Source organism: Campylobacter lari subsp. concheus (assembly GCF_008245025.1).
GTDB classification, from domain to species: domain Bacteria; phylum Campylobacterota; class Campylobacteria; order Campylobacterales; family Campylobacteraceae; genus Campylobacter_D; species Campylobacter_D concheus.
In genome coordinates this window covers 692,504-714,779 of record NZ_CP043426.1, presented here as the reverse complement: position 1 = coordinate 714,779, position 22,276 = coordinate 692,504, and the positions used below count along the sequence as shown (strand labels likewise).

Here is a 22,276-nt window from a genome sequence, read left to right as displayed (position 1 = left end):
AAAAAGGAGAATTAATGAAAAAAATATTACTTGGTTCGTTTTTAGCTGCTTCAATTTTAGCAAGCAATGCTTTAAGTAAAGAATTTATTCTAGATAAAGCTCATACAAATGTAGCTTTTAAAATCAAGCATTTGCAAATTAGTAATGTAAATGGAAATTTTAAAGACTATGATGCAGTGGTTGATTTTGATAGTACTAAATTTGAATTTAATAAACTTCAGGCAAATGTAAAAGTTACTTCTATAAATACTGAAAATAAAGCAAGAGATGCTCATTTACAACAAGATGATTTTTTCAAAGCAAAAACTCACCCAAACATCACTTTTACTATGAGCAAATATGAAAAAATTTCTAATGAAAAAGGTAAGATGTATGGCTCTTTAAATATTGCTGGCGTAAGTAAAGATATTGTTTTAGATACTGAAATTGGTGGAGTTATTAAGACAGATAGTGGTAAAGAAAAAGCAGGGTTTACTTTACAAGGACAAATTAAAAGAAGTGATTTTAAATTTGCTCCAGATACCTCTAGTTTGACACTTAGTGATGAAGTGCAAATAAATATAGAAGCAGAAATTAACGAAAAATAATTTAAAAAGCATTTTACAATAAAGTAAAATGCTTTAACTTAATTTATTTAGCTAACCAACCTTCTTTTTCCCATACTTTTTGCGCTTCCTTGCTTTGTGTAAATTCTATAAATTCAGCTACTTTTGGATTCTTTAAACCTTTTTGTGTTGGTACTATTTCAGCAGCTCTATAAATAATTGAATTTTTATCTGCTTTAATAAATTTATTTTCTTTCTCACCAACTGCTTTAATCCAATGTGTCCAAATAATTAAAGCATCAATATTTGGATTATTTTTCCACTCATCAACTGCTGCTTTTGAATTCTTAGCATACACTTTGATATTTTTTCTAAGTTTTTCTAGGTTTTCGATTTTTCCTGTTTTTAAAGCCATATCTTCATACAAGCCAACCTGCCCTGCTCCATCAACTACCATAACATTAACACCATCTTTTAAAAGGTCTTCAAATTTTTTAATTTTTTTAGGGTTATTAGCTCTTACTATCATGCCTGAACCTCTAGCATTTAAAACCTGAACATCTTGTATTTTGATTTGTTTTGACATAGCTTTAACAAATCCATCCATCATAGATGTATTACCAGAATAAATAATATCAGCATCCATTTTGGCTTGTTTGATCCATTTAGGTGTTGGTCCTGCATTAACGATAACTTTTTCTCCGTTTTTTGCTTCAAATTGTTTAGCAAGTTCTTTTAAAACAGGAGCTGGACCGCCTGGACCATACACTAAAATTTCAGCATTCAATGCAGCTGCAGCAAATAAACTTAAAAATAAAATTTTTTTCATATTTTTTCCTTTAAATTAATAAAATAAAATTAAAAATATAGCTTTTTAAAGTATATATTTTTTTAATCAAATAAATTAATATTTTTTTCATAGACAAAAAAACATTCTAAAAAGTCTTCTATGTTTTCTTTTATCAAGCAATATCTAAAATCAAGAAAATTTTTTAATTCTTTTAAATTTGTATAAGAAAAATCACAAAATAAAGAATTTTTTAATGCGGTTTTAAAACCCTTGGTATCTTGAAGTTTTTGTGCTATAAAGTCAAAATCCTCATCATTTTCCACGAGTAAAATTACCCTAGAGCTACCCCCAAAAGCACAAATTTCATTTTTTGAGTTTAAAAAATAAGCTTTAAAAAGTTCTAATTTTTTATCATTAAAACTAAAGGGCAATTTTTGACTTTCTATAAATTCAATAAAACTAGCAAAAATATGTGCATAAAAAAATGCAAATTTTAAATCTTTAAAATACAAATTTTTACAAAGTAAGCTCGTTTGAAATAAAGATTTTGAACCTAAAATTTCATATTTACAAGCTTTTAAGGTATGAAAATTTGATTTTAATTTTAGAATAAATTTTTCATCATCAGAGCAAAATAAAGTTTTTTCTTTAGAATTTTTTAAAAGATCAAAATCTAATAAAATATTTGAGTTTAAGGCTTTAAAATTAAAGGCTTTTGCAAATTTTAATTCTATATGATTGCAATATATAAATTCATAGGATTTTTCTTCGCATAAAAATCTAAAAAACCTAAAAACAGCTTCTTCAAGATCATCAACTTGAAGATAAAACACATCTTTATCTTCAAGATTTAATTTCTCCTCGCTTACTATGACATAAGCTCCAAGTTTTATAGCAAAACTAGCTTGTTCATTATTTTTAGCAAAAAATACACTTGCTTGTTTGACTTTGTTTAAATCTATACTAAAATCATAAACACTAGAAGTTGCTCCATAGTTTAAAACTTGGGCATTAACAAGCTCAATAAAATTAGAAATATTCATTTAGCCTATTACGGCTCCATTTTCTATAAAACTTTGTGGACTAATTAAAACTAATTTACCATTTTTTTCTGCACTTAAAATCATACCTTGACTTTCATGACCAAAAATTTTAGCTTTTTTTAGATTGGTAATCACACAAACTTGTTTACCTATTAATTCACTAGCTTTGTAAAATTTAGCAATACCTGAAAGCACTTGTCTTAGTTCGCCATTTTCAAGCTCAAGTTGAAATTTTAAAAGTTTTTCACTTCCTTCTATATTTTGACAATCTTTTACTAGTGCTACTTTTATTTCAATTTTTTTAAAATCATCAATTTTAATTTGAGCTAAACTTGACTTCTCTTCTGCTTTTTCTTCTTTTTTGTTTTCTTGGGTTAATTCAACTTTTGGAAACAAAGCTTCACATGCACTTGATTTTAAACCGCATAATTGATTATTTAAAATTAGTTTTTGATAGTTTTCGTTTGAAATTTCAAAATTTAAAGCTTTGGCAATTTTTAAAGCTGTTTTTGGCATAGCAGCTGAAAGTAAAATAGTAACTTTTGTTAAAATATTAGCACATAAAGCCACTAAGGCATTGGCTTTTTGCATTTGATCATTTTTAATTAAATTCCAAGGCTCATACTTGCTAATACTTAAATTTGCTAAAGATAAAGCCTTAAAAAGCTCTTCTAAATAGCGATTTGGCTGGATATTTTCTAAAGCATTGATCGCATTATTTAAATACTCTTTACATTCGTTTAATTCTTGATTAAAATATAAATTCACATCTTTACAATCAATAATATTTTGAGAATACTTAGCACTCATGCCGATAATTCTATTTAATAAATTTCCAAGCTCATTACTTAATTCTGCATTGATTCTAGTGATTAATGCTTTGTGTGAAAAATCCCCATCATTACCAAAAGGAACTTCTCTGAGTAAAAAATATCTAAAAGCTTCTAAACCAAAAATATCTGCTACTTCTTTAGGTGCTACTACATTGCCTTTAGATTTGCTCATTTTTTCACCATCTTTAGTCCACCAACCATGTGCTGCTATAAATTTAGGTAAAGGAAGTTCTAAACTCATCAAAAACGCAGGCCAATACACTGCATGGAAACGCAAGATATCCTTACCTACAAAATGAATATGAGCAGGCCAAAGATCCATATTTTTATCATCAAGTCCATAACCCAAAGCACTCACATAATTCATCAAAGCATCAAGCCAAACATACACCACATGTTTTTCATCATTTAATTCTTTTGGAAGCTTTATACCCCATTCAAAACTCGTTCTTGTAATAGAAAGATCTTTTAAGCCACCTTCTACAAAATGAATCAACTCATTAGCCTTATTTTTGGGTAAAATCGGCTCTTTTTCTTTATACCATTTAAGAATTTGATCTTGATATTTAGAAAGCTTGAAAAAATAACTTTCTTCTTTTAGAAGCTGTGTTTTTTTACCACAATCTGGACAATGACACTCATTTACAAGCTGAGTTTGGGTAAAATAACTCTCACAAGAAACACAATAAAAGCCTTCATAAGTTCCTTTATAAATATCACCTTTATCAAACATTTTTTTAAATGCTTTTTGTACGCTTAATTTGTGATTTTCATCCGTAGTTCTAATGAAATAATCATAAGAAATTTCAAACTCATCCCAAAGTTTTTTAAATTTAGCACTGATTTCATCTGCATACTCTTTAGGGGTAAAATTTCTAACACTAGCAGCTTGCTCTATCTTTTGACCATGTTCATCTGTACCTGTTAAAAAGAATGTTTTTTTTCCTTGCAAGCGATAAAATCTAGCCAAAGTATCTGCTATAATCGTAGTGTAAGCATGACCAATATGAGCCACATCATTTACATAATATATCGGAGTAGTAATATAACGCATTTTCAACCTTTAATTAAAAATCAAATCCACCTTCTTTACCTTTAGACATGCTCTTATAAACTGCATCAATATACTCTTTTCTTAAAGAGCACTCAAAAATCATAGAGCAAGGTAAACAAGATTTTAAGTTTTTATCATTTTGACAAGCTTGAAGTTCATTTTTTTTAACTTCCAAAGCTAGTTCAAATTCATCTTTAACTTCAGCCATTAAAGCCCTTTATAAGCTTGTTTTAGTTTTTCAATTTCATATTTTGAACCCAAAAAACATGGCGTACTTGCATGGATTTTTTCAAATTCTAAATCAAGCAAAGAATCATTTTCTCCATTAGTAGAAAGCCCTCCTGCTTTTTCAAAAATAAAAGCAAAAGGAAATACCTCAAAATATGCTCTTAATTTTCCATTTGGTGCATCACTTGTTGCAGGATATGAAAATAATCCTCCACCTTTGAGTAAAATTTGGTGTAAATCACTTACCATAGCACCTGAATATCTTAAGCGATACCCCTCATCAAATAAAGCTTTTATGAAAGCCCTATGAGTATTTGACCAATTTTTTTGTGTCCCACCACTTGCATTTAATTTGCCTTTTTCGTTTAATTTTACATCCTTAACAAAAACAAATTCATCATTTTCATTTAACCTATAGAGCTTAGGAGTGTCTATGCATACTATAAGCTCTAAACGCACACCATAAATAGCATAAACTGCTGCTTTTAGATTTTTTGCACTAGCTTCTTGCTCATAAATAGCAAAAATAGAACCTATAGCAAAATTTACATCTACCAAAGATGAACCATCTAAAGGATCATAAGCAACAACATATTTTTCATTTTCATTGATTAATAATTGCTCTTGCTTTTCCTCACTAATTAAGCTTTTTATGCCTTTGCTTTGCTTTAAAATTCTAGTGATGATCTCATCGCTTTTTACATCAAGTTTTAATTGATTATCTCCAGTGGCATTTTGAGAAGTAGTATAATCAAAATCTTTTAAATATCTAAGTTCTTTTGAAATTTCAATCACTGTTTTTTGTATATCGTTAATTAATTCTTGCATATTTTACCCCTATACTTTTTTTGAATTTTTTAATATAAAATCACAAATACTTTCTAAATCATCCAAATAAAGCCAAGTTAAATTTTTATTTTCGATTTTCTCATAGCTTGCAATAGCCTTAGAATAAGCAAAATAGCTCTCATCTACTTCTTTGCAAAAAACACTAATTCTTGGCATATCTAAGGTTTTTAAGCCCTCTATAAATAAAAAATCAAATTCCCCTAGTTTGGAAATAGCTTCATCTAAAGTACTTGGAGAATGTGTAAATAAAGTTGTCCTTGTAGGGCTTAAAACCATTACATCAGCACCGCTTTGAAAAAATTTAAAACTATCTTTTTTTGCTATATCAAAACTTGCTTTATCTTTTGGATCATGTTTTATAATACATACTTTATAATTTTGTTGCATAAAATATTTAGCAACTTGAGTTATTAAAGTTGTTTTACCTGAATTGGAAGGCCCACTAAAAGCCATTGCTAATCTTTTCATAACTTCCTTAAATCAAAGAAAATAAACAAAATTATATCTTTTTAAAAGTTAAAAGCTTATAATTATAAAAAAATTAGGAATAAAATATGAAAAAAATTTATATGATTATTTTTTTAACACTTATTTTTACTGCATGTTCAAATAAAACCCAAAAACAAAGCGAAATCGACTTAAAAAGCCAAACTCTTATGTATGCACAAAAAATCAATTTTAATTATAAAGATAATAGAGTGGTTGCTTTATTAAGCTATCTAAATCCTGTATTAGATGAAAAAAGTCAGCAAGAAGTTTTTGTGCTTAGTTTTTTACCAAATATCAATATCAAACAAGAACAAATTTCAATACTCATAGATGGAGAAAAAACTAACTCAAAAGCCTTAGGTCAAAATGATGAGTTGTTTAAATATATCATTAAGAGTGATTATGCAAGTTATTACAAAATCACTCTTAATGAGTTGGTACAAAAACCTATTTTAAAACTTGATTTATGTTTTGAGAATCAGTGTTTTGAGTTAAAGTTTCAAAAAATTTCGAAATCGGTGTATTATCGTTCAGAAGATGCAAATACACAATATAATTAGCTAAAACCTTTTTAGCATACACCCTACTTTCCGCATAAGGAACTAGCTCCATAGATAAAAATGGCTCGTACTTTCCTGCTCTAAACATATCTTCTCTTTTGAGCATTCTAGTGGTAAATCCTATACCTCCATTATAAGCATAAGCCACAAAAACCGGAGAATTAAGCTTAGACTCTAAATAATCCAAATGATGATTTGCAAAAGTATAGGCTGTTTTTGGGTCAAAAAGCATATCTTGGTCAAAATTTGAAATTTGTAATTCTTTATTGCCTATATGATTAGCTAAAAATGGAATAAATTGCATAATACCCAAAGCATAAGAGGTTGAAATGGCTGTTGGGATAAAACGGCTTTCTTGTCTAGCTAAAGCTAAAATCATAGCCTTTCTTTGTGTAGAATAATCTTTTAAATACTCAAAATAAGGCATAATGAAATAATGTTTTTTAAAACCCTCAGCTCTTTCTTTAATATAAGCATAAATAGCGATATTTTCTTTAGTATAAAAATCTTTTGCAAGTTTTTCTAGCTCATTAGGAGTGCCTTTTGCAATTTCTTTTGCAAGTTTTTGCCAAGCAAAAGGATCTTTCATATCAAAATCATTTTTTTGTTTTTTTGGACTTAATTCTTCTATTTTAGGCAAAGGCAAGCCCTTTAACTCTCTTGCATAAAGACTATAAATATTTAAAGAATCACTTTGAGCAAGCTCATCAAGATACTTTTTATCTTGAGTGATTAAATAAATCCAAAAATTTGCATTATCTACTAAAGGCTTGCTTTTAAAAGTATCTTTTGCTACTTGGAAAAATTCCAATGCTTTTTTATCATCATTTTCTAAAATAGCATTCACACCCAGATAAAAAGCATTATCTTGAAAAGTTAAATTTGCATCTACATTGACCAAAGATTTTCTTATCAATGGATTTTTTTTCTTAATGATAATTTCTTTTACAAAATTTGTAAATTCTTTTTCTTTTGCTAACTCATCAACAAAATCTTTTTCTAAAAAAAAATCCTTTTTATCTTTTAAAAAGCCATAAATTTTATAAAAATTTACACTATCATAATTTAAAACCGCATAACTTAGAGGATCTTTAGCATTAAAAGCTTCTAAAAGCTTTACTAAATTTGAATTATCTTGTGGGATATTTTTTTTCATCTCATTACGCGTTGAAGCATTAAGGTCTTGTATAAAAGTTAAACTGTTTAATCTTATAAGCTGACAAGTAGCATTAGCATCTAAGATATTTTGCGTATTAAATTTATAACAAGCTTCATATTCTTTATTATATCCCAAAGGTGGAATGATCATTTCAATAGCATTTTTAATACGCCCTGCATAACGATAAATATGTTCTTTTAAACCTTCAACTTCTTCTTTTTTAAATTCATTTTTTTCTAATAAACGATATAAATAATAATCCTTAGCTAAAGAATTTGGTTTTTGTTCTAATTCTTTATAAGAATACATCGCACTATTTGCAAAAACTACTCCAGCTAAGAGTAACACTACACTTTTTTTCAACACTTATAAACTTCCTAAAATTAAATTTGATAAAAATATTTGGATAAATTTTAATCCTAAAATAATAATCAAAGGTGCTAAATCAATACTCCCTATAGTAGTAGGAATAAACCTTCTTACAAAAGCATAAGCAGGATTAGTTAAACGATATAAAATTTGTACTATAGGATTATACGGATCGGGCCTTACCCAAGAAATTAAAGCAGCAATAATTATAATCCAAACATAAATTTCAATCACTAAAGAAAAAATTTGTACCAAAGATACAATCAAACTTGTTCCAACTCCCATTTTACTCCTTTATAATTTCTTCAATAAAAGGCTTGATTAAAGTATAAATTTCACTCATTTCAGGTCCATGAGTAACCCCTGTTAATACTAAACGCAAAGGCATAAAGAAATTTTTACCTTTTAATTTTGTTTTTTCCATTAAAATCTTTTTGAACTCATCATATTCTTGAGGTAAATCCAAATCTTTTAAATTTTCTTTAATCAACTTACATTCGTTTTCAAATTCATTATAATTTTTAACTGCAAAAATGGCTTGTATTTTTTCTTTTATCTCATTTAAAGTGCTAGCTTCTTGAGTATAAAATTTTGCAAGCTCCGCTACATCTTTACCTAAATTTAATAAAGAATTTAATTTATTATTATCAAGCATTTTTATATGCTCACGGTTGATTTGCATCAAGCGTTTAGTATCAAATCTAGCAGGAGATTTTGAAACTTTTTTCAAATCAAACCATTCTATAGCTTCTTCTAAAGTAAAAATCTCTTTTGGAGTTTTATTGCCTAAAAGGATTAAATAATTTGCAATAGCACTTGCTAAATATCCATTATCAAGCATCCATTTTACACTAGAATGAGCCTCTCTTTTGCTCATTTTAACACCTTCTTCATTTAAAATGATAGGCAAATGTGCATAAGTCATGCTTTTATCATAACCCAAACTTGCTCTAATATGTTCTTGCTTAGGAGTATTTGAAACATGATCTTCGCCCCTTATAATACAAGTAACACCTTCTAGCATATCATCAACCGCACAAGCAAAATTATAAGTTGGGGTTTTATCAGCCCTCATAATCACAAAACTATCAATATCTTCGGGATTAAAACTAATCTCACCTTTAATATAGTCTATAAATTTCATTTGCGATTGAGGTTTTTTAAGACGGATTACGAAAGGTTTTTCACAATTTAATACATCAATATCTGCAAGTTTTTCACAAGTACCATCGTATCTATATGCTTGATTTTTACTTTTAGCTAGTTCTTTTTTATGAGCTAATTCATCCTCAGTACAAAAACAAGCAAAAGCTTTTTTTTCACTTACTAGCTTTAAAGCCATTTGACGATGAAATTTCAAATTCTCACTTTGTACATAATAATACTGCCAAGTTATACCAAATTCTTTTAAAATAGCTTTTATTTCTTCTTCTTTTCCAGCAATATTTCTAGCATTATCCGTATCTTCAATACGCAAAATAAAATCCGTATTTTCTTGTCTTGCTTTAATATAATTAAACAAAGCTGCTCTTAAATTTCCAATATGCATATCTCCAGTAGGCGATGGTGCAAACCTATACATTATTTATCCTTTTAAAACTTTTTTATCATTATACAATTAAATACTTGCTATTTATTTTAAAAAAACAAAGTTCACACAAAATTCACTCAATATTTATATGATTTCACAAATAATTCAATTTAAAGGATAAAAAAATGAAATTAAAAATAGCTTTAATAGCATTAGCTCTAGCAAGTTGTGTTTTTGCTAAAGATATGGTTGTAGGTGTAAATGCTTTACCAGCAAATTCTAAAAATTTTATACAAAAGCACTTTACAGGCTCAAACATAGCTTTAGTTAAACAAGATATTGATAGCTTTGATGTTTATTTAGACAATGGAACCGAACTTGAGTTTTTTATTAATGGAGATTGGAAAGAAATTGATGCAAAATACAGACCGATTGATACTTCTTTTTTAAGTCCAAATGTTTTAGCAACGATTAAAAAAATGCACCCAAATGCAAGTATAATTAAAGTTGAAAAAGAAATTCAGGGTTATAAATTTAAACTAAATAATATGATGGAAATTTATACTGATGTAAATGGAAATTTCTTAGGACAAAAATTTGATGATTAAAAATTAAGCTAAGCTTTTTTTGCTTAGCTTTTATAAGAATTTAGAGCAAGCTCTTGTATGTTATAATTAGCAACTCTCTCATAAGTAAAGCCTTTTTTCTCTAAAAAATCAAGTAAAATTTTCTCCATTTTTTCTAAAGCATTTAAGACTTCTTTTGAAAGTTCAAAACTCAATGGCTCTATACGCTTTGGTACACAAGCTAAAATTTGAGTTTTAGGTAAATCTCCCATAAGCTCCATGTATTGTAAAGTTTGAAGCATTTCAACCTCATGCGCGCTACCACTCCAATTAACTTTTTTTGGCATTACATCATAAGGAAAGAAAAAAATATCTCCAATCTTAGCATCATCTGCTGCAATACAATCAATCACAATCATTTCATCATATTCGGCTATAATATAGCTAAGTTGTAAAGCCAAAGTTCCACCATCTACAAAACTCACCGAGTCTTTTTCATGATAAAACTTATAATTTTTTTCTAAAAGTTTGCAAAGATGAACGCCTAAGCCCTCATCTGCAAACATAATATTACCAATACCTAAAACTAGAAGTTTCAACGATTTTCTCTTACAAATTTATAACCACTAAAGATAGCATCTAAAGCACCATCTTTACCTTTAACTGAGTTAAATACAGCCATATAAATATGTACTGGAACAAAAATCAACACAACCCACATTAAAATTCTATGATAGGTTCTAACATCAGCCAATCCACCTAACATTACCTCAATAGGTCTTAAGATATTATATAAAAATCCACCCAAGCCTTCATGATATACATGCATATAAAGGATTAATCCTGTCAAAATAAGCCCAAACATAACAAGATAAAAGAAAAAATAAGTTACAAATTGCAAAGGATTATATACACCTTGTAAATGCGGGTGCTTTCCTAAAAAAATGTAAAATTTAATCTGCTCTATCCATAATTTTATATTAAAAATATCTTTTATGCTTTTTCTCTCACCATCACTTTTTGAATCAAAAAAGAACAAATATGTTTTAAAAATCACACAAGCTATTAAGATAAATCCAAAAATTTGGTGTACCATGCGATATTTTGCCTGCATAAATAAAGTTGGTTCAGATGAAATAGATGGAGATTGAAATACATAAGAAATATAATATCCAGTCCCTACTAAAATCACGATTGCAACTGCTCTTAACCAATGTGTAAAACGAAGGCCAATACTAAATTCGTATTCAGCCTTTCTGTTTGAATTTAAGGAATGTTTAGAATCCATACTAAAGTCCTTTCCTTATAAATTTACATTAACTTTATACTCGCTAAGATTATTGCCTTTAGTATCCATTACATGCACAGCACATGCTATACAAGGATCATAAGAGTGAATAGCTCTTATTATTTCTAAAGGTTGTTTAACATCAGCTAGTTTCATACCGATAAGACATTGCTCATAGCTACCGCCTACTCCATTTGCATCTTTTGGACTTGCATTCCAAGTAGAAGGAACTACTGCTTGCCAATTTTCAATTACACCATTCTTAATTCTACACCAATGACTCAAAGCGCCACGAGGTGCACTTCCCATAAATCTACCTTTATATTCTTTATTTTTATCGATTACATAAGTAGCACAAGTGCTTTCATCTGTTTTTAAATTTTCAACTAAAGAATCAAATGCTTTTAAACCATAATCAGCAATGATTTTAGCTTCAATCGCTCTAGCACCTGTTCTTCCTAAAGTACTCATAAGTGCTTTAAGTGGTAAATTTGTTGTTTTTAAGAATAAATCAACCGCTTCTACTACAATTTTATTACCCTTAGCATAATTTACCAAAATATTTGCTAATGGTCCAACTTGCATAGGTAAATTTTCATATCTTGGAGCTTTAATCCAGCTGTATTTGCCTTTAGTATCAAATACCTTACTATGAACCATATTGCCTTTATCATCAATGCTTTCACCATCAATTAAGCCTGTATAGTTTGGATTAGTTTTACCATCATAAGGATGTAAAGCTTCATTGTCTGCATACCATGATCTTGTAGCCTCTTCAGTGATTTTAGCTTCATCTACTTCTTCAACTTTACTCAAATCACCATTTCTAATAATACCACCTTCAAACAGCCATTCATCGCTAGAAACTTGGAATTCTTTTTCAGTGTAGAAATTATTTACTCCTACATCATTTAACACACTTGCTTCTTTAGAATAAGCTTTTGCAGCCATTATAATATCTGGATAATAAGCACGATTAATAAAATCAGCTACTTCTTGGAATTTAGTCATATATTCAGCCATTCTTGATGGATTTAAAAGATCCATAACACAAGTCACACCACCTACTGTTAAGCTTTGAGGATGAGGATTTTTAGCACCAAAAATCGCCATAGCTTGAGCTATTGTTCTTTGAATTCTTAAACATTCCAAATAATGTGAAAGCGCAATAAGGTTTTGCTCAGGAGTAAAGCGATAAGTCGCATGTCCATAATAAGCATTTGCAAACGGTCCAAGATTTCCTTTATCTACAAAGGTTTTTAGTCTTTGCTGTACTTCTAAAAGTTTATCTGCGCCTGTTGCATAAGGCATATCGGTATATTTAAATGCTTCATCACTTGCTTTTTTTACATCAGCACTTAAGGCACTTACAACATCAACAAAATCAAGCCCATGAAGTTGATAAAAATGCACCACATGATCATGCATGTATAAAGCTGCATTCATTAAAGTTCTAGTTAAAACAGCATTTAATGGTGGGGTAATACCTAAAGCATTTTCTACTGCAATAATCCCTGCTCTATAATGTGAAAAAGTACAAACACCACAAATTCTTTGAGTTAAAAAGCCTGCATCTCTTGGATCACGTCCTTTTACAATAGTTTCCAAACCTCTCCATAGAGTTGATCCTGAATATGCTTCTTTAATGACATTATTTTCATCAACCACCACTTCAACTCTTAAGTGTCCTTCTATTCTAGTAAGTGGATCTATAATAATTCTTTTTGACATTCTTAATCCTTATTCTTTTCTAATGAAGCAATCACAGCGTGCGCAGCAACAGCAACACCTGTTACACAAAGCACACCTATACCAATTTTATCTGAAATACTATCAGCACCCAAACCATAAACAGTATCAAACAATCTTCCTGCCATCACTTCTTCAAAAGGCCCCATAGTATCCCAAAAATCTGGTTCAGAACAACCTATACAACCATGTCCAGCTTGGATTGGCCATGAAGTATGTTGGTTAAATCTTTCTCTTGAGCAATTATTAAAAGTATAAGGTCCTTTACAGCCTACCTTATAAAGACAATACCCCTTTTTTGCCCCCTCATCACCAAATTGTTGCACAAACTCACCCGCATCAAAGCGTCCTCTTCTTTCACAAAGATCATGAATTCTTAATCCATAAGCCCATTTTGGTCTATTATAAGCATCAAGCGCTGGTAATGTCTGATACAATATATAATGAATCACATTACCTATAATGTTTTTTTCGCTTGGAGGACAACCTGGAACATTAATAACTGTTTTATTTGTAACTTTACTTAAACTTACAGCATTACTTGGATTAGGTCTAGCAGCTTGAATACCACCAAAAGCCGAACAGGTACCTATAGCAAAAATAGCCAAAGCATTATCACAAGCTTGAACTGCTATTTGCCTACCTGTTTTACCGTGTGGTCCTATAGTTAAAAAGTTTTCTGTAGCACCTGTTGGTATACCACCTTCTACCATTAAAATATATCTACCTTTATATTTTTCCATAGCAGCTTCAAGATTATGCTCAGCTTGCCAACCTGCTGCACCCATTATAGTTTCATGATATTCTAAAGAAATATGATCAAAAATTAAACTATCAATAGTAGGAGCATCACTTCTTAATAAACTCTCAGAACATCCTGTACATTCAGCCATATGAAGCCAAATCACTGGAAGTCTATCACTAAGCTCAGCAGCTCTTGCAACTACTGGAGTAAAGCTAGCAGGTAGTGCTAAAAATGCAGTCATTGCACTAGCCCATTTCATAAAATCTCTTCTTGAAAAACCTGATTGTTCTAAGGCTTTAGAGATAGAAATCTCATTTTTCAAAAGAGGAAGTTTTTCTAATGCGTCTAAACGGCGATTAAAAATATCTAAATCACTCATTTGTTGTTCCTTAAATATAGAAATATCATTAAAGATTTTAAAACATTTATTGTTAAGAATAGATAAAAAAATAATATTTTTTTAAACAAATATACGAAGTATTTACAATTTAATGTTAATAAGATAATTTTACTCTAAAATAAGCAAGTATTACACTTGCTTATTGTTTAATAATGATAATCCCATCATCTTTAGAATCTATAATAATCTCATCATTTTCATTTAATTCATCAGATAATATCATATCACTTAATTTATCTTCTACCATATCATATAAAGCTCTTTTTAATGGTCTTGCACCAAAATCTACATCAAAACCAACCTTTGCTATTAACCTAGCAGCATTATCACTCAAACTTGCCCTAATGCCTCTATTTTCAAGACTTTTTTGCAAAGTATTAAAAAGCAATTTAACTATTTTTTCAGCTTCACTTTCCCCTAAAGGGTTGAAAGTAATAATATCATCTAAACGATTTAAAAACTCAGGTCTAAAAAAGCTTCTAAGGGCTTCTTTGATAGCTTTTTCTCTTCCTTCACCCTTTAACTCCATAATAAAATTTGCACCTATGTTAGAAGTTAAAATAATAATAGTATTAGTAAAATCAACCGTTACACCTTTACTATCTGTAGCTCTACCATCATCTAAAATTCCCAAAAGTATATTAAATACATCTTTATGAGCTTTTTCTACTTCATCAAATAAAATCACACTATAAGGCTTTCTTCTAACAGCTTCAGTTAATTCCCCTCCTTCTTCATGCCCTATATATCCTGGAGGTGCACCTAAAAGTCTTGATATGCTGTGTTTTTCCATAAATTCACTCATATCAAAACGAACCATAGCTTTTTCATCATCAAATAAAAATTTAGCCAAAGCCTTTGCGCTTTCTGTTTTACCTACTCCAGTTGGCCCTAAAAATAAAAAGCTTCCTATAGGCTTAGTTGCTTGATTTAGCCCTGCTTTATTACGCTTAATAGCTTTAGCCAAAGCACTCAAAGCCTCATCTTGTCCTATGACACTTTCTTGTAAATACTCTTGAATGTGTAAATATTTTTGCTTTTCGGAAGTAAGCATTTTTTGCACACTAATACCCGTCCATTTGCTTAAAATACCAGCTACTAAATCCTCATCTACTTGGTTTTTAAGTAAAACTCCTTCTTGTGTCATTTGTTTCCATTTTTCTTCTAAATTTAACACCTCTTTTTCGCACTCTAAAATTTTGCCATATTCTATTTCAGCAGCTTTTTGGAAATCTCCTTTATTTTTAGCTAAAATAGCTTCATTTTTTAAAGTATCGATTTCTTTTTTCTTTGCACTTATGCCATTAAATACTGCTTTTTCATTTTCAAATTTAGCATTAAGTTTGATTTGCTCTTCTTTTAAATTTGCTAATTCTTTTTTAATCTCTTCTAATCTTTTTTCATTAGCTTCATTTTCTTCCATTTTTAAAGCTTCATTTTCCACCTCCAAGCTTTCAATTTGTTTTCTAACCTTTCTTAAAGAATTTGGCTCGCTTTCTATTTGCATTTTTAATTCTGCTGCGGCCTCATCAATTAAATCAATCGCCTTATCAGGTAAAAATCTATTAGCTATATAACGCTTAGATAGTTTTACAGCTGCTACCAATGCACTATCATTAATAGTTACATTATGATGAATTTCTAATTTTTCTTTTATACCTCTAAGCATGGCCAAAGCTTCATTTACACTAGGTTCAGCTACATTTACAGGTTGAAATCTTCTTTGTAAAGCAGCATCTTTTTCAAAATATTTTCTATATTCTTTTAAGGTTGTAGCACCTATAGTATGAAGCTCACCTCTTGCTAAAGCAGGTTTTAAAATATTTGCTGCATCCATACTTCCTTCATTTGCACCCGCACCTACAATGGTATGAATTTCATCTATAAATAAAATTATATTTTTATGTTTTATTACTTCATTTACAACCGCTTTTAATCTATCTTCAAATTCACCTCTATATTTTGCTCCTGCTATTAAAGCACTCATATCTAAGGCTATGACTTTTTTATTTTGCAATGAAGTAGGAACATCTTTTTTTACTATTCTTTGCGCTAAAGCTTCTACTACAGCAGTTTTTCCTACCCCTGGCTCACCTAATAAAATAGGATTATTTTTAGTTTTTCTGATTAAAATTTGCATTAATCTTTGAATTTCTTCTTCCCTGCCTATGACAGGATCAAGTTCATTGTTTTTGGCTTTCATAGTCAAATCAATACCAAATTTAGACAAAGAATCAAGCGTTTCGTCGCTTGTTTTGGTTTCTATTTTAGTTCCAGCTCTAATAAATTCTAATTCTTTTTTAAACTCATTTAAATCTACAAATTTAGATAAAAGTTCTTTAATAACCCCACTCGTACTTTCTGAAACAAGCCACATATCCACAGCTAAATAGCTATCTTTGTTTTCTAAAGCTAAGCCTTTTGCTTTTTCTAAAGAATTAATAAATTCATTTGAAAATTTAATATTATCTTTATTTACATTTGAGCTAGTAGGAAAAGATGAAATTTTACTTTTAACTTCTAACTCAAATGCCTCTTTAGAAACATTTAATTTATTAAAAACTTGATTTAGTAAACTTGAACCATCAACACTTAAAGCCCATAATAAATGCAAAGGTTTTATTTCGCTATTCTTAGAATGAATGGCCAAAGAAATTGCACTTTCTATATTTGAAAGCATAGAATCTGTTAAAAAATCTTGTATATTTGCCATTTTTACTCCTTTTTTACTTTTATATGAGATGTATTATATAACTTTAGTCTATTATTGTCAAGTTTATTTAGTTATATTTATAAATAATTTTTTATATATATACACTAATATCATAAAAATATTTACTTTATTTACGATTTTTTAAGCAAAAATAACTAAAATTAGATAGTTATTTTATGAATTCATATTTATTTTGGAGTTTTTCCTTTGAAGACAAAAAGAAATCTTATTATCGCAGCTAGTATTTGTAGTTTAGTAACCGCTTCTTTTATTTTTACTAATTTACAAGCTAAAAATCCCGCTCCTAGTGAAGCAGAAAAGAAAATAGAAGCTTTATCTAAACTCACAAGAACCATGTCTATCATAGAACAATACTATGTTGATGATGTTAATTATACAGATTTGGTTGATAAATCCATAGCAGGTTTACTAACAAATTTAGATGCTCATTCTTCTTTCTTAGATGAAAAAGGTTATAAAGAACTTAAAGAGCAAACTAATGGGGAATTTGGTGGACTTGGTTTTACCATTACGCAAAAAGATGGAGCAATTAGCGTTGTAGCTCCTATAGAAGGAAGTCCAGCGGATAAAGCAGGCATTAAAACTGATGATATTATCTTAAGAATTAATAACGAATCAACCTTAGGTATGACTTTAAATGAAGCTGTTTCTAAAATGCGTGGAGAACCCAAGACAAAGGTTACTCTAACTATCTATAGAAAAGGCGATACAAAACCATTTGATGTTAATTTAAAAAGAGATATTATAAAAGTAGATAGCGTTTATACAAAATTAATCGAAAATGAAAACTTGCTTTATTTAAGAGTGACTAATTTTGATAAAAATGTCGTAGATGAAGCTAGTAAAGCTATCAAAAAACATTCTAATGTAAAAGGAATTATACTAGATCTTAGAACCAACCCAGGTGGTATTTTAAATCAAGCTGTAGGTTTGGTAAATCTTTTTGTAGATAAAGGAGTTATTGTCTCACAAAAAGGAAAAATAGAAAGTGAGAATGTAGAATTTAAAGCAAATCCTGGTAAAAAAATCACCAACGCACCTTTAGTAGTGCTTGTAAATGGTGGTAGTGCTAGCGCGAGTGAGATTGTAAGCGGAGCTTTACAAGATTTCAAACGCGCTATTATCATAGGCGAAAAAACCTTTGGAAAAGGCAGTGTACAGCTTATATTACCTATGGATGAAAAAGGCAAAGAAGGCTTAAGACTTACTATAGCAAAATATTATTTACCAAGTGGTAGAACCATACAAGCTGTCGGGGTTAGTCCTGATATAGAAGTATTCCCAGGAAAAGTAAGCAAAGAAGAAAATCATGGCTTTGAAATCAAAGAAAGCGATCTAAAAAAACACTTACAAGCTGAACTTGACAAAATCGGACATCAAGAAAAGAAAAAAGATAATAAAGACAATAAAAATATCATCACTAAAGAGCAAATTGATAATGATATACAGTTAAAAACTGCAATAGATGCAATCAAAATTTTAAATATCACAAAAGGAGAGTAAAATGGCAACAAAACTAGATCTTTTATACGAGGGAAAAGGTAAAAAAATGTTTAAGACTGATGATGAGAATTTACTCATCACAGAATTTAAAGATGATTTAACTGCTTTTAATGCAGAAAAAAGAGGTAACGAAGCAGGAAAAGGTGCGTTAAATTGTAAAATTAGTACTGAAATTTTTCATCTTTTAGAAAAAGAAGGTATTAAAACACATCTAGTAGAAACTATCAGCGATAAAGAACAAATTGTTAAAAAATGCAATATTATACCTATTGAGGTTATTACTAGAAATGTAGCTACAGGATCTTTAACAAAAAGATTAGGCATTAAAGAAGGTACAATTTTACCTTTTGCTGTAGTTGAGTTTTGTTATAAAAATGATGATTTAGGTGATCCTATTATCAATGATGAACATTGTTTGATTTTAAATTTAGTAAAAAGTGAAAAAGATTTAGAATTAATAAAAAATATTGCAAGACAAATCAATTCTATCTTGGTTAAATTCTTTGAATCTAAAGGTTTAAGATTGATTGATTTTAAATTAGAATTTGGTATTGATAGTGAAGGAAATATGATACTAGCTGATGAAATTAGCCCTGATAGTTGTAGATTTTGGGATAGCAAAACTAATGAAAAATTAGACAAAGATCGCTTCAGACAAGACTTAGGTAATGTAAAAATGGCCTATGAAGAAGTATTAAAAAGAATTTTAAGTTAGGAAAAATAATGAAAGTAATTGTAAATATCACACTAAAAAATGGAGTTTTAGATCCTCAAGGCAAAGCCATAGAAAAGGCTTTACATTCTTTAGATTTTAATAACATAACAAATGTTAAAACCTCAAAACAAATTAGTTTTGATATAGCTTGTGATAATAAAGAAAAAGCTTTAAAACAAGTTGATTTAATGTGTAAAGAATTGCTTGCAAATACTGTGATAGAAGATTATGAGATAATATTATGAAAGTAGCTATTATTCGTTTTCCTGGAACTAATTGCGAGTTTGATACAGCTTATGCTTTTGAAAAACTAGGCGTAAAAACTGAAATCATTTGGCATGAAAGACAAGATTTTAGTGCAGATTTAATTATCTTACCAGGTGGATTTTCTTATGGAGATTATTTAAGATGTGCAGCCATTGCAAAACTTGCTCCTGCCATGAAAACACTTAAAGAACATGTACAAAAAGGTGGATATGTTCTAGGTATTTGCAATGGTTTTCAAATTTTATTAGAGCTTGGTCTTTTAAAGGGAGCTATGAAACACAACAATAGCTTAAGTTTTATTTCTAAAATGCAAGCATTACAAGTGGTATCAAACAATAATGCTTTTTTGAAAAATTTCCAAAAAAATGACATTATAGAATTACCTATTGCTCACGGTGAAGGAAATTATTTTAATAGCGAAGATGGTATTAAAATGCTAGAAGATAAAGATATGATTTTATTAAGATATATCAACAATCCAAATGGCTCTTTAAATGATATAGCTGGGATTTGCGATGAAAATAAAAAAGTCTTTGGACTTATGCCACACCCTGAAAGAATGTGTGATGATATACTTGGCTCAAAAGTAGGACTTAAAATGTTTGAAGGATTTTTAAATTGCTAAAAACCTTCAAAGTTTTTTGTGTTTTTTTACTAGCGTTTAATTTATATGCTCAAGAAAATAGCGTTTTTGAAGATTATAACATCTTAGAAAAAAACTACAATCAATTAGACGATCAAGCTAAGCAAATTTATCAAACTATCGCTCCAAGTGATGAGAGTAATTATGAAAGCAAAATCAATGATGAAAATTTTATCCCTCAAGGTTCTTTAGTATTAAATACAAAAGAATACACTGATGAGGCTTACATAGATGAAGCTTTTGCTATAGATCTTGAGGTTATCACCACAACTAATGTAAGTTTTGATTTAAATGTGAGTTTTGAAAAAAATGATGATATGCTTTGGATTAATCCTAATCTTATTTGGGAACAAAAGGCTAATTCATATCATACAAAATTATGGTTTGAAGCAAAAAGTTTAAATGCTAATTTAAATAAAATCATCGTTTCTTTAAGCAGAAATGATCATATTTTTCAAAGCTCATCACTAATTATAAAACCTATTAGACTTAAAAAAATCGACGCTCCTTCTAATAAATACTCACACATAGTTGCAAATAATTTAGAAGTAAAACAAGTAAAAACAAGCCATTTTGATAATGATAATATAATTTTATTTATAGAACTTGTAGGAGAAAATACAAACCTAGCAAGTTTTAACATAAAAGATATTCAAAAACAAGGCGTAGAGGCTATTAAAGGTGATTTTGAAAAACAAAGTGGGTTTTATTATGCTATTTTAGATAAAAGCAAAACACGTTTTGATTTTTCTTATTTTAATTTAAATTCTAAAGAATTAAAAGATTTTTCTTTAAAAATAGAACTTAAAGAAGATAGCATAAGCACACAAAGTGATTTAAATCCAAAAACTAATGACTTTAATTTTTACAAGCAAGTATTTTTGTGGAGCTTGTGTGGTATTTTTGCTTTATGGTTTGTATTTAAGAAAAGCTATATAGCTTTAGGCTTAGCAATTTTGGCTCTAATAGCAAGTTTTTTAGCCCAAAATAACATATATAAAGCCATATTAAAAGCTGAAAGCAAAGTGCAAATTTTACCAACTCTTAACTCAACTCATTTTTATTCTGGAAAATATAACCAAGAAGTAGAAGTGTTAGATTCAAGAGATGAATATAAAAAAATTTTATTTAATAATGGAAAAATAGGCTGGGTAAAAAGTGAAGATTTATCAAAGATTTAAGGCTTTAGTATTTTGGATTGAATTTATTTTATCTATTATATTTTTATGCATTGCCTTTTTATTATTGCAATCACAGGAAAAAATTTGGAAAATCAGAAAAGCATGGTCAAAACTGCAAAAATATGTAATAAATTATAAAATCCAAACCCAAGGCTCTATACATCCTCAAGCTAATTTACTTTTAATCAATCATCAAAGCTTGTTAGATATAGTTGTTTTGGAAGATTTATGTCCAAAAAATATATCTTGGATAGCAAAAAAAGAACTTGGTGAACTCCCCGTTTTTAAAACTTTGATTAAAAAACCTAAAATTATTTGTATAGATAGAAGTCCAAAAGGTCTAGTAAAACTTTTAAAAGAAGCCAAAGAAAGACTAGAAGAAGATAGAATTTTGGCTATTTTTCCAGAAGGTACAAGATCTAAAACACAAAAACTTTTAAAATTTAAAGTTGGAGCTAAAATTTTAAGTAAAAAACTTAATCTAAAAGTCCAACCTGTGGTAATTGTTGATTCAGCTAAAATTTTAGATACACAAAACTTTAGCGCAAATAGTGGCGTTTTAAAAATAGTATTTCTTGATCTTGTTGATATAAGTAAAGATGATTGGCTTGAGCAAACTAGAGAAAAAATGCAAACAATCTTAGATAACGAAAGGTCAAAAGCTTGATTAGTACGGTTTTGGCTGTAGGTTTTGGTGGCTTTTTAGGGGCCATATCCAGAATGCTTACTAGTAGCTTTTTTAATAAAATCATTCCACATGATTTTCCTTATGGTACCTTACTTGTTAATATCATAGGATCTTTTTTAATGGGCTTGTTTTTTTCTTATGCAAACTCTAAAGGTGTGCATATTTTTACTAAAAGTTTAATTAGCACAGGTTTTTTAAGTGCTTTTACGACTTTTTCAACTTTTTCTTATGAAAATTTACTATTTTTGCAAAGTGGTGATTATTTTCACTTTTTTCTAAATATTATTTTAAATGTTATCCTTTGTCTTTTGGCAGTATGGATTGGTTTTTTAATTTTTAAATAAAGG

General features: G+C 29.1%; 24 protein-coding genes. 10 read left to right on the top strand and 14 right to left on the bottom strand.

Annotated elements, in window-relative coordinates; all coding sequences use genetic code 11:
• Positions 1 to 14 precede the first annotated feature (14 nt).
• Entirely contained in the window at positions 15 to 587 is a 573-nt protein-coding gene (locus CLCT_RS03735) for a YceI family protein (protein WP_039668357.1), read from the top strand.
• 43 nt (positions 588 to 630) lie between these two features.
• Here the strand turns inward: CLCT_RS03735 and CLCT_RS03730 are convergent, their stop codons facing one another.
• From CLCT_RS03730 to mobB, 6 genes are all read right to left on the bottom strand, one after another.
• Positions 631 to 1,374 (bottom strand): major antigenic peptide PEB2, encoded by a 744-nt coding sequence (locus tag CLCT_RS03730; RefSeq protein ID WP_039668356.1) that lies wholly within the window; start codon positions 1,372 to 1,374, stop codon positions 631 to 633.
• A 62-nt stretch (positions 1,375 to 1,436) separates the two neighbouring features.
• A complete protein-coding gene (locus CLCT_RS03725; protein ID WP_149062296.1) occupies positions 1,437 to 2,378 on the bottom strand; it encodes a hypothetical protein in 942 nt (313 codons plus the stop codon).
• A complete protein-coding gene (gene metG, locus CLCT_RS03720; RefSeq protein WP_149062295.1) occupies positions 2,379 to 4,265 on the bottom strand; it encodes a methionine--tRNA ligase in 1,887 nt (628 codons plus the stop codon).
• Positions 4,266 to 4,278: 13 nt separating this feature from the next.
• A complete protein-coding gene (locus CLCT_RS03715) occupies positions 4,279 to 4,473 on the bottom strand; it encodes a hypothetical protein (RefSeq protein WP_149062294.1) in 195 nt (64 codons plus the stop codon).
• Entirely contained in the window at positions 4,473 to 5,321 is an 849-nt protein-coding gene (locus CLCT_RS03710; RefSeq protein WP_039668352.1) for a class 1 fructose-bisphosphatase, read from the bottom strand. The genes CLCT_RS03715 and CLCT_RS03710 overlap by 1 nt, the downstream gene beginning before the upstream one ends.
• Before the next feature lie 9 nt (positions 5,322 to 5,330).
• Positions 5,331 to 5,810, bottom strand: coding sequence for a molybdopterin-guanine dinucleotide biosynthesis protein B (gene mobB / locus CLCT_RS03705; protein ID WP_039668351.1), 480 nt, complete (start codon positions 5,808 to 5,810; stop codon positions 5,331 to 5,333).
• 86 nt (positions 5,811 to 5,896) lie between these two features.
• Between mobB and CLCT_RS03700 the strand changes: the two genes are divergently transcribed.
• Complete coding sequence (locus CLCT_RS03700) at positions 5,897 to 6,391, top strand: hypothetical protein (RefSeq protein WP_039668350.1); 495 nt, start codon at positions 5,897 to 5,899, stop codon at positions 6,389 to 6,391.
• On the opposite strand, the gene CLCT_RS03695 is transcribed toward CLCT_RS03700, so the two are convergent.
• From CLCT_RS03695 to gltX, 3 genes are read right to left on the bottom strand one after another with little or no spacing between them, the layout of a single operon-like run.
• Positions 6,279 to 7,916, bottom strand: coding sequence for a lytic transglycosylase domain-containing protein (locus CLCT_RS03695; RefSeq protein ID WP_149062293.1), 1,638 nt, complete (start codon positions 7,914 to 7,916; stop codon positions 6,279 to 6,281). The two genes, CLCT_RS03700 and CLCT_RS03695, sit on opposite strands and share 113 nt — an antisense overlap.
• Positions 7,917 to 8,204: a YggT family protein gene (locus CLCT_RS03690; RefSeq protein WP_012661430.1), complete on the bottom strand. Its 288-nt coding sequence runs from the start codon at positions 8,202 to 8,204 to the stop codon at positions 7,917 to 7,919.
• 1 nt (position 8,205) lies between these two features.
• Entirely contained in the window at positions 8,206 to 9,501 is a 1,296-nt protein-coding gene (gene gltX / locus CLCT_RS03685; protein WP_149062292.1) for a glutamate--tRNA ligase, read from the bottom strand.
• A gap of 134 nt (positions 9,502 to 9,635) precedes the next feature.
• Here gltX and CLCT_RS03680 point away from each other — a divergent pair, with 134 nt between their 5' ends.
• The gene (locus tag CLCT_RS03680) at positions 9,636 to 10,058 is read left to right on the top strand and encodes a PepSY-like domain-containing protein (RefSeq protein WP_149062291.1); all 423 of its coding nucleotides are present in this window, start codon (positions 9,636 to 9,638) and stop codon (positions 10,056 to 10,058) included.
• A gap of 23 nt (positions 10,059 to 10,081) precedes the next feature.
• Here the strand turns inward: CLCT_RS03680 and CLCT_RS03675 are convergent, their stop codons facing one another.
• The 5 genes from CLCT_RS03675 to CLCT_RS03655 all read right to left on the bottom strand — a co-directional run bounded on the left by CLCT_RS03675 (position 10,082) and on the right by CLCT_RS03655 (position 16,911).
• Positions 10,082 to 10,615, bottom strand: coding sequence for a HyaD/HybD family hydrogenase maturation endopeptidase (locus CLCT_RS03675; protein WP_149062290.1), 534 nt, complete (start codon positions 10,613 to 10,615; stop codon positions 10,082 to 10,084).
• A complete protein-coding gene (gene cybH, locus CLCT_RS03670; protein ID WP_039668345.1) occupies positions 10,612 to 11,304 on the bottom strand; it encodes a Ni/Fe-hydrogenase, b-type cytochrome subunit in 693 nt (230 codons plus the stop codon). The genes CLCT_RS03675 and cybH overlap by 4 nt, the downstream gene beginning before the upstream one ends.
• Before the next feature lie 15 nt (positions 11,305 to 11,319).
• Entirely contained in the window at positions 11,320 to 13,035 is a 1,716-nt protein-coding gene (locus CLCT_RS03665; protein WP_149062289.1) for a nickel-dependent hydrogenase large subunit, read from the bottom strand.
• Positions 13,036 to 13,037: 2 nt separating this feature from the next.
• The gene (locus tag CLCT_RS03660; protein WP_039668343.1) at positions 13,038 to 14,177 is read right to left on the bottom strand and encodes a [NiFe] hydrogenase, small subunit; all 1,140 of its coding nucleotides are present in this window, start codon (positions 14,175 to 14,177) and stop codon (positions 13,038 to 13,040) included.
• Between the two features lie 160 nt (positions 14,178 to 14,337).
• On the bottom strand, positions 14,338 to 16,911 hold the full coding sequence (locus tag CLCT_RS03655) for an ATP-dependent Clp protease ATP-binding subunit (protein WP_149062288.1): 2,574 nt from the start codon (positions 16,909 to 16,911) through the stop codon (positions 14,338 to 14,340).
• A 207-nt stretch (positions 16,912 to 17,118) separates the two neighbouring features.
• Between CLCT_RS03655 and CLCT_RS03650 the strand changes: the two genes are divergently transcribed.
• The 7 genes from CLCT_RS03650 to crcB are packed head-to-tail and all read left to right on the top strand — an operon-like array spanning position 17,119 to position 22,273.
• Entirely contained in the window at positions 17,119 to 18,435 is a 1,317-nt protein-coding gene (locus CLCT_RS03650; RefSeq protein ID WP_149062287.1) for a S41 family peptidase, read from the top strand.
• A gap of 1 nt (position 18,436) precedes the next feature.
• Positions 18,437 to 19,150: a phosphoribosylaminoimidazolesuccinocarboxamide synthase gene (gene purC, locus CLCT_RS03645; RefSeq protein WP_149062286.1), complete on the top strand. Its 714-nt coding sequence runs from the start codon at positions 18,437 to 18,439 to the stop codon at positions 19,148 to 19,150.
• Between the two features lie 8 nt (positions 19,151 to 19,158).
• Positions 19,159 to 19,395, top strand: coding sequence for a phosphoribosylformylglycinamidine synthase subunit PurS (gene purS, locus CLCT_RS03640; protein WP_149062285.1), 237 nt, complete (start codon positions 19,159 to 19,161; stop codon positions 19,393 to 19,395).
• Positions 19,392 to 20,042 carry a phosphoribosylformylglycinamidine synthase subunit PurQ gene (purQ, locus tag CLCT_RS03635; protein ID WP_149062284.1) on the top strand — a complete coding sequence of 217 codons (651 nt, stop codon included), beginning with the start codon at positions 19,392 to 19,394 and terminating at the stop codon, positions 20,040 to 20,042. Before purS ends, purQ begins: the two co-directional genes overlap by 4 nt.
• On the top strand, positions 20,036 to 21,241 hold the full coding sequence (locus tag CLCT_RS03630) for an SH3 domain-containing protein (protein WP_149062283.1): 1,206 nt from the start codon (positions 20,036 to 20,038) through the stop codon (positions 21,239 to 21,241). Before purQ ends, CLCT_RS03630 begins: the two co-directional genes overlap by 7 nt.
• Positions 21,219 to 21,908 (top strand): lysophospholipid acyltransferase family protein, encoded by a 690-nt coding sequence (locus CLCT_RS03625; protein WP_149062282.1) that lies wholly within the window; start codon positions 21,219 to 21,221, stop codon positions 21,906 to 21,908. The genes CLCT_RS03630 and CLCT_RS03625 overlap by 23 nt, the downstream gene beginning before the upstream one ends.
• A complete protein-coding gene (crcB, locus tag CLCT_RS03620) occupies positions 21,905 to 22,273 on the top strand; it encodes a fluoride efflux transporter CrcB (protein WP_039668336.1) in 369 nt (122 codons plus the stop codon). Before CLCT_RS03625 ends, crcB begins: the two co-directional genes overlap by 4 nt.
• Positions 22,274 to 22,276 lie beyond the last annotated feature (3 nt).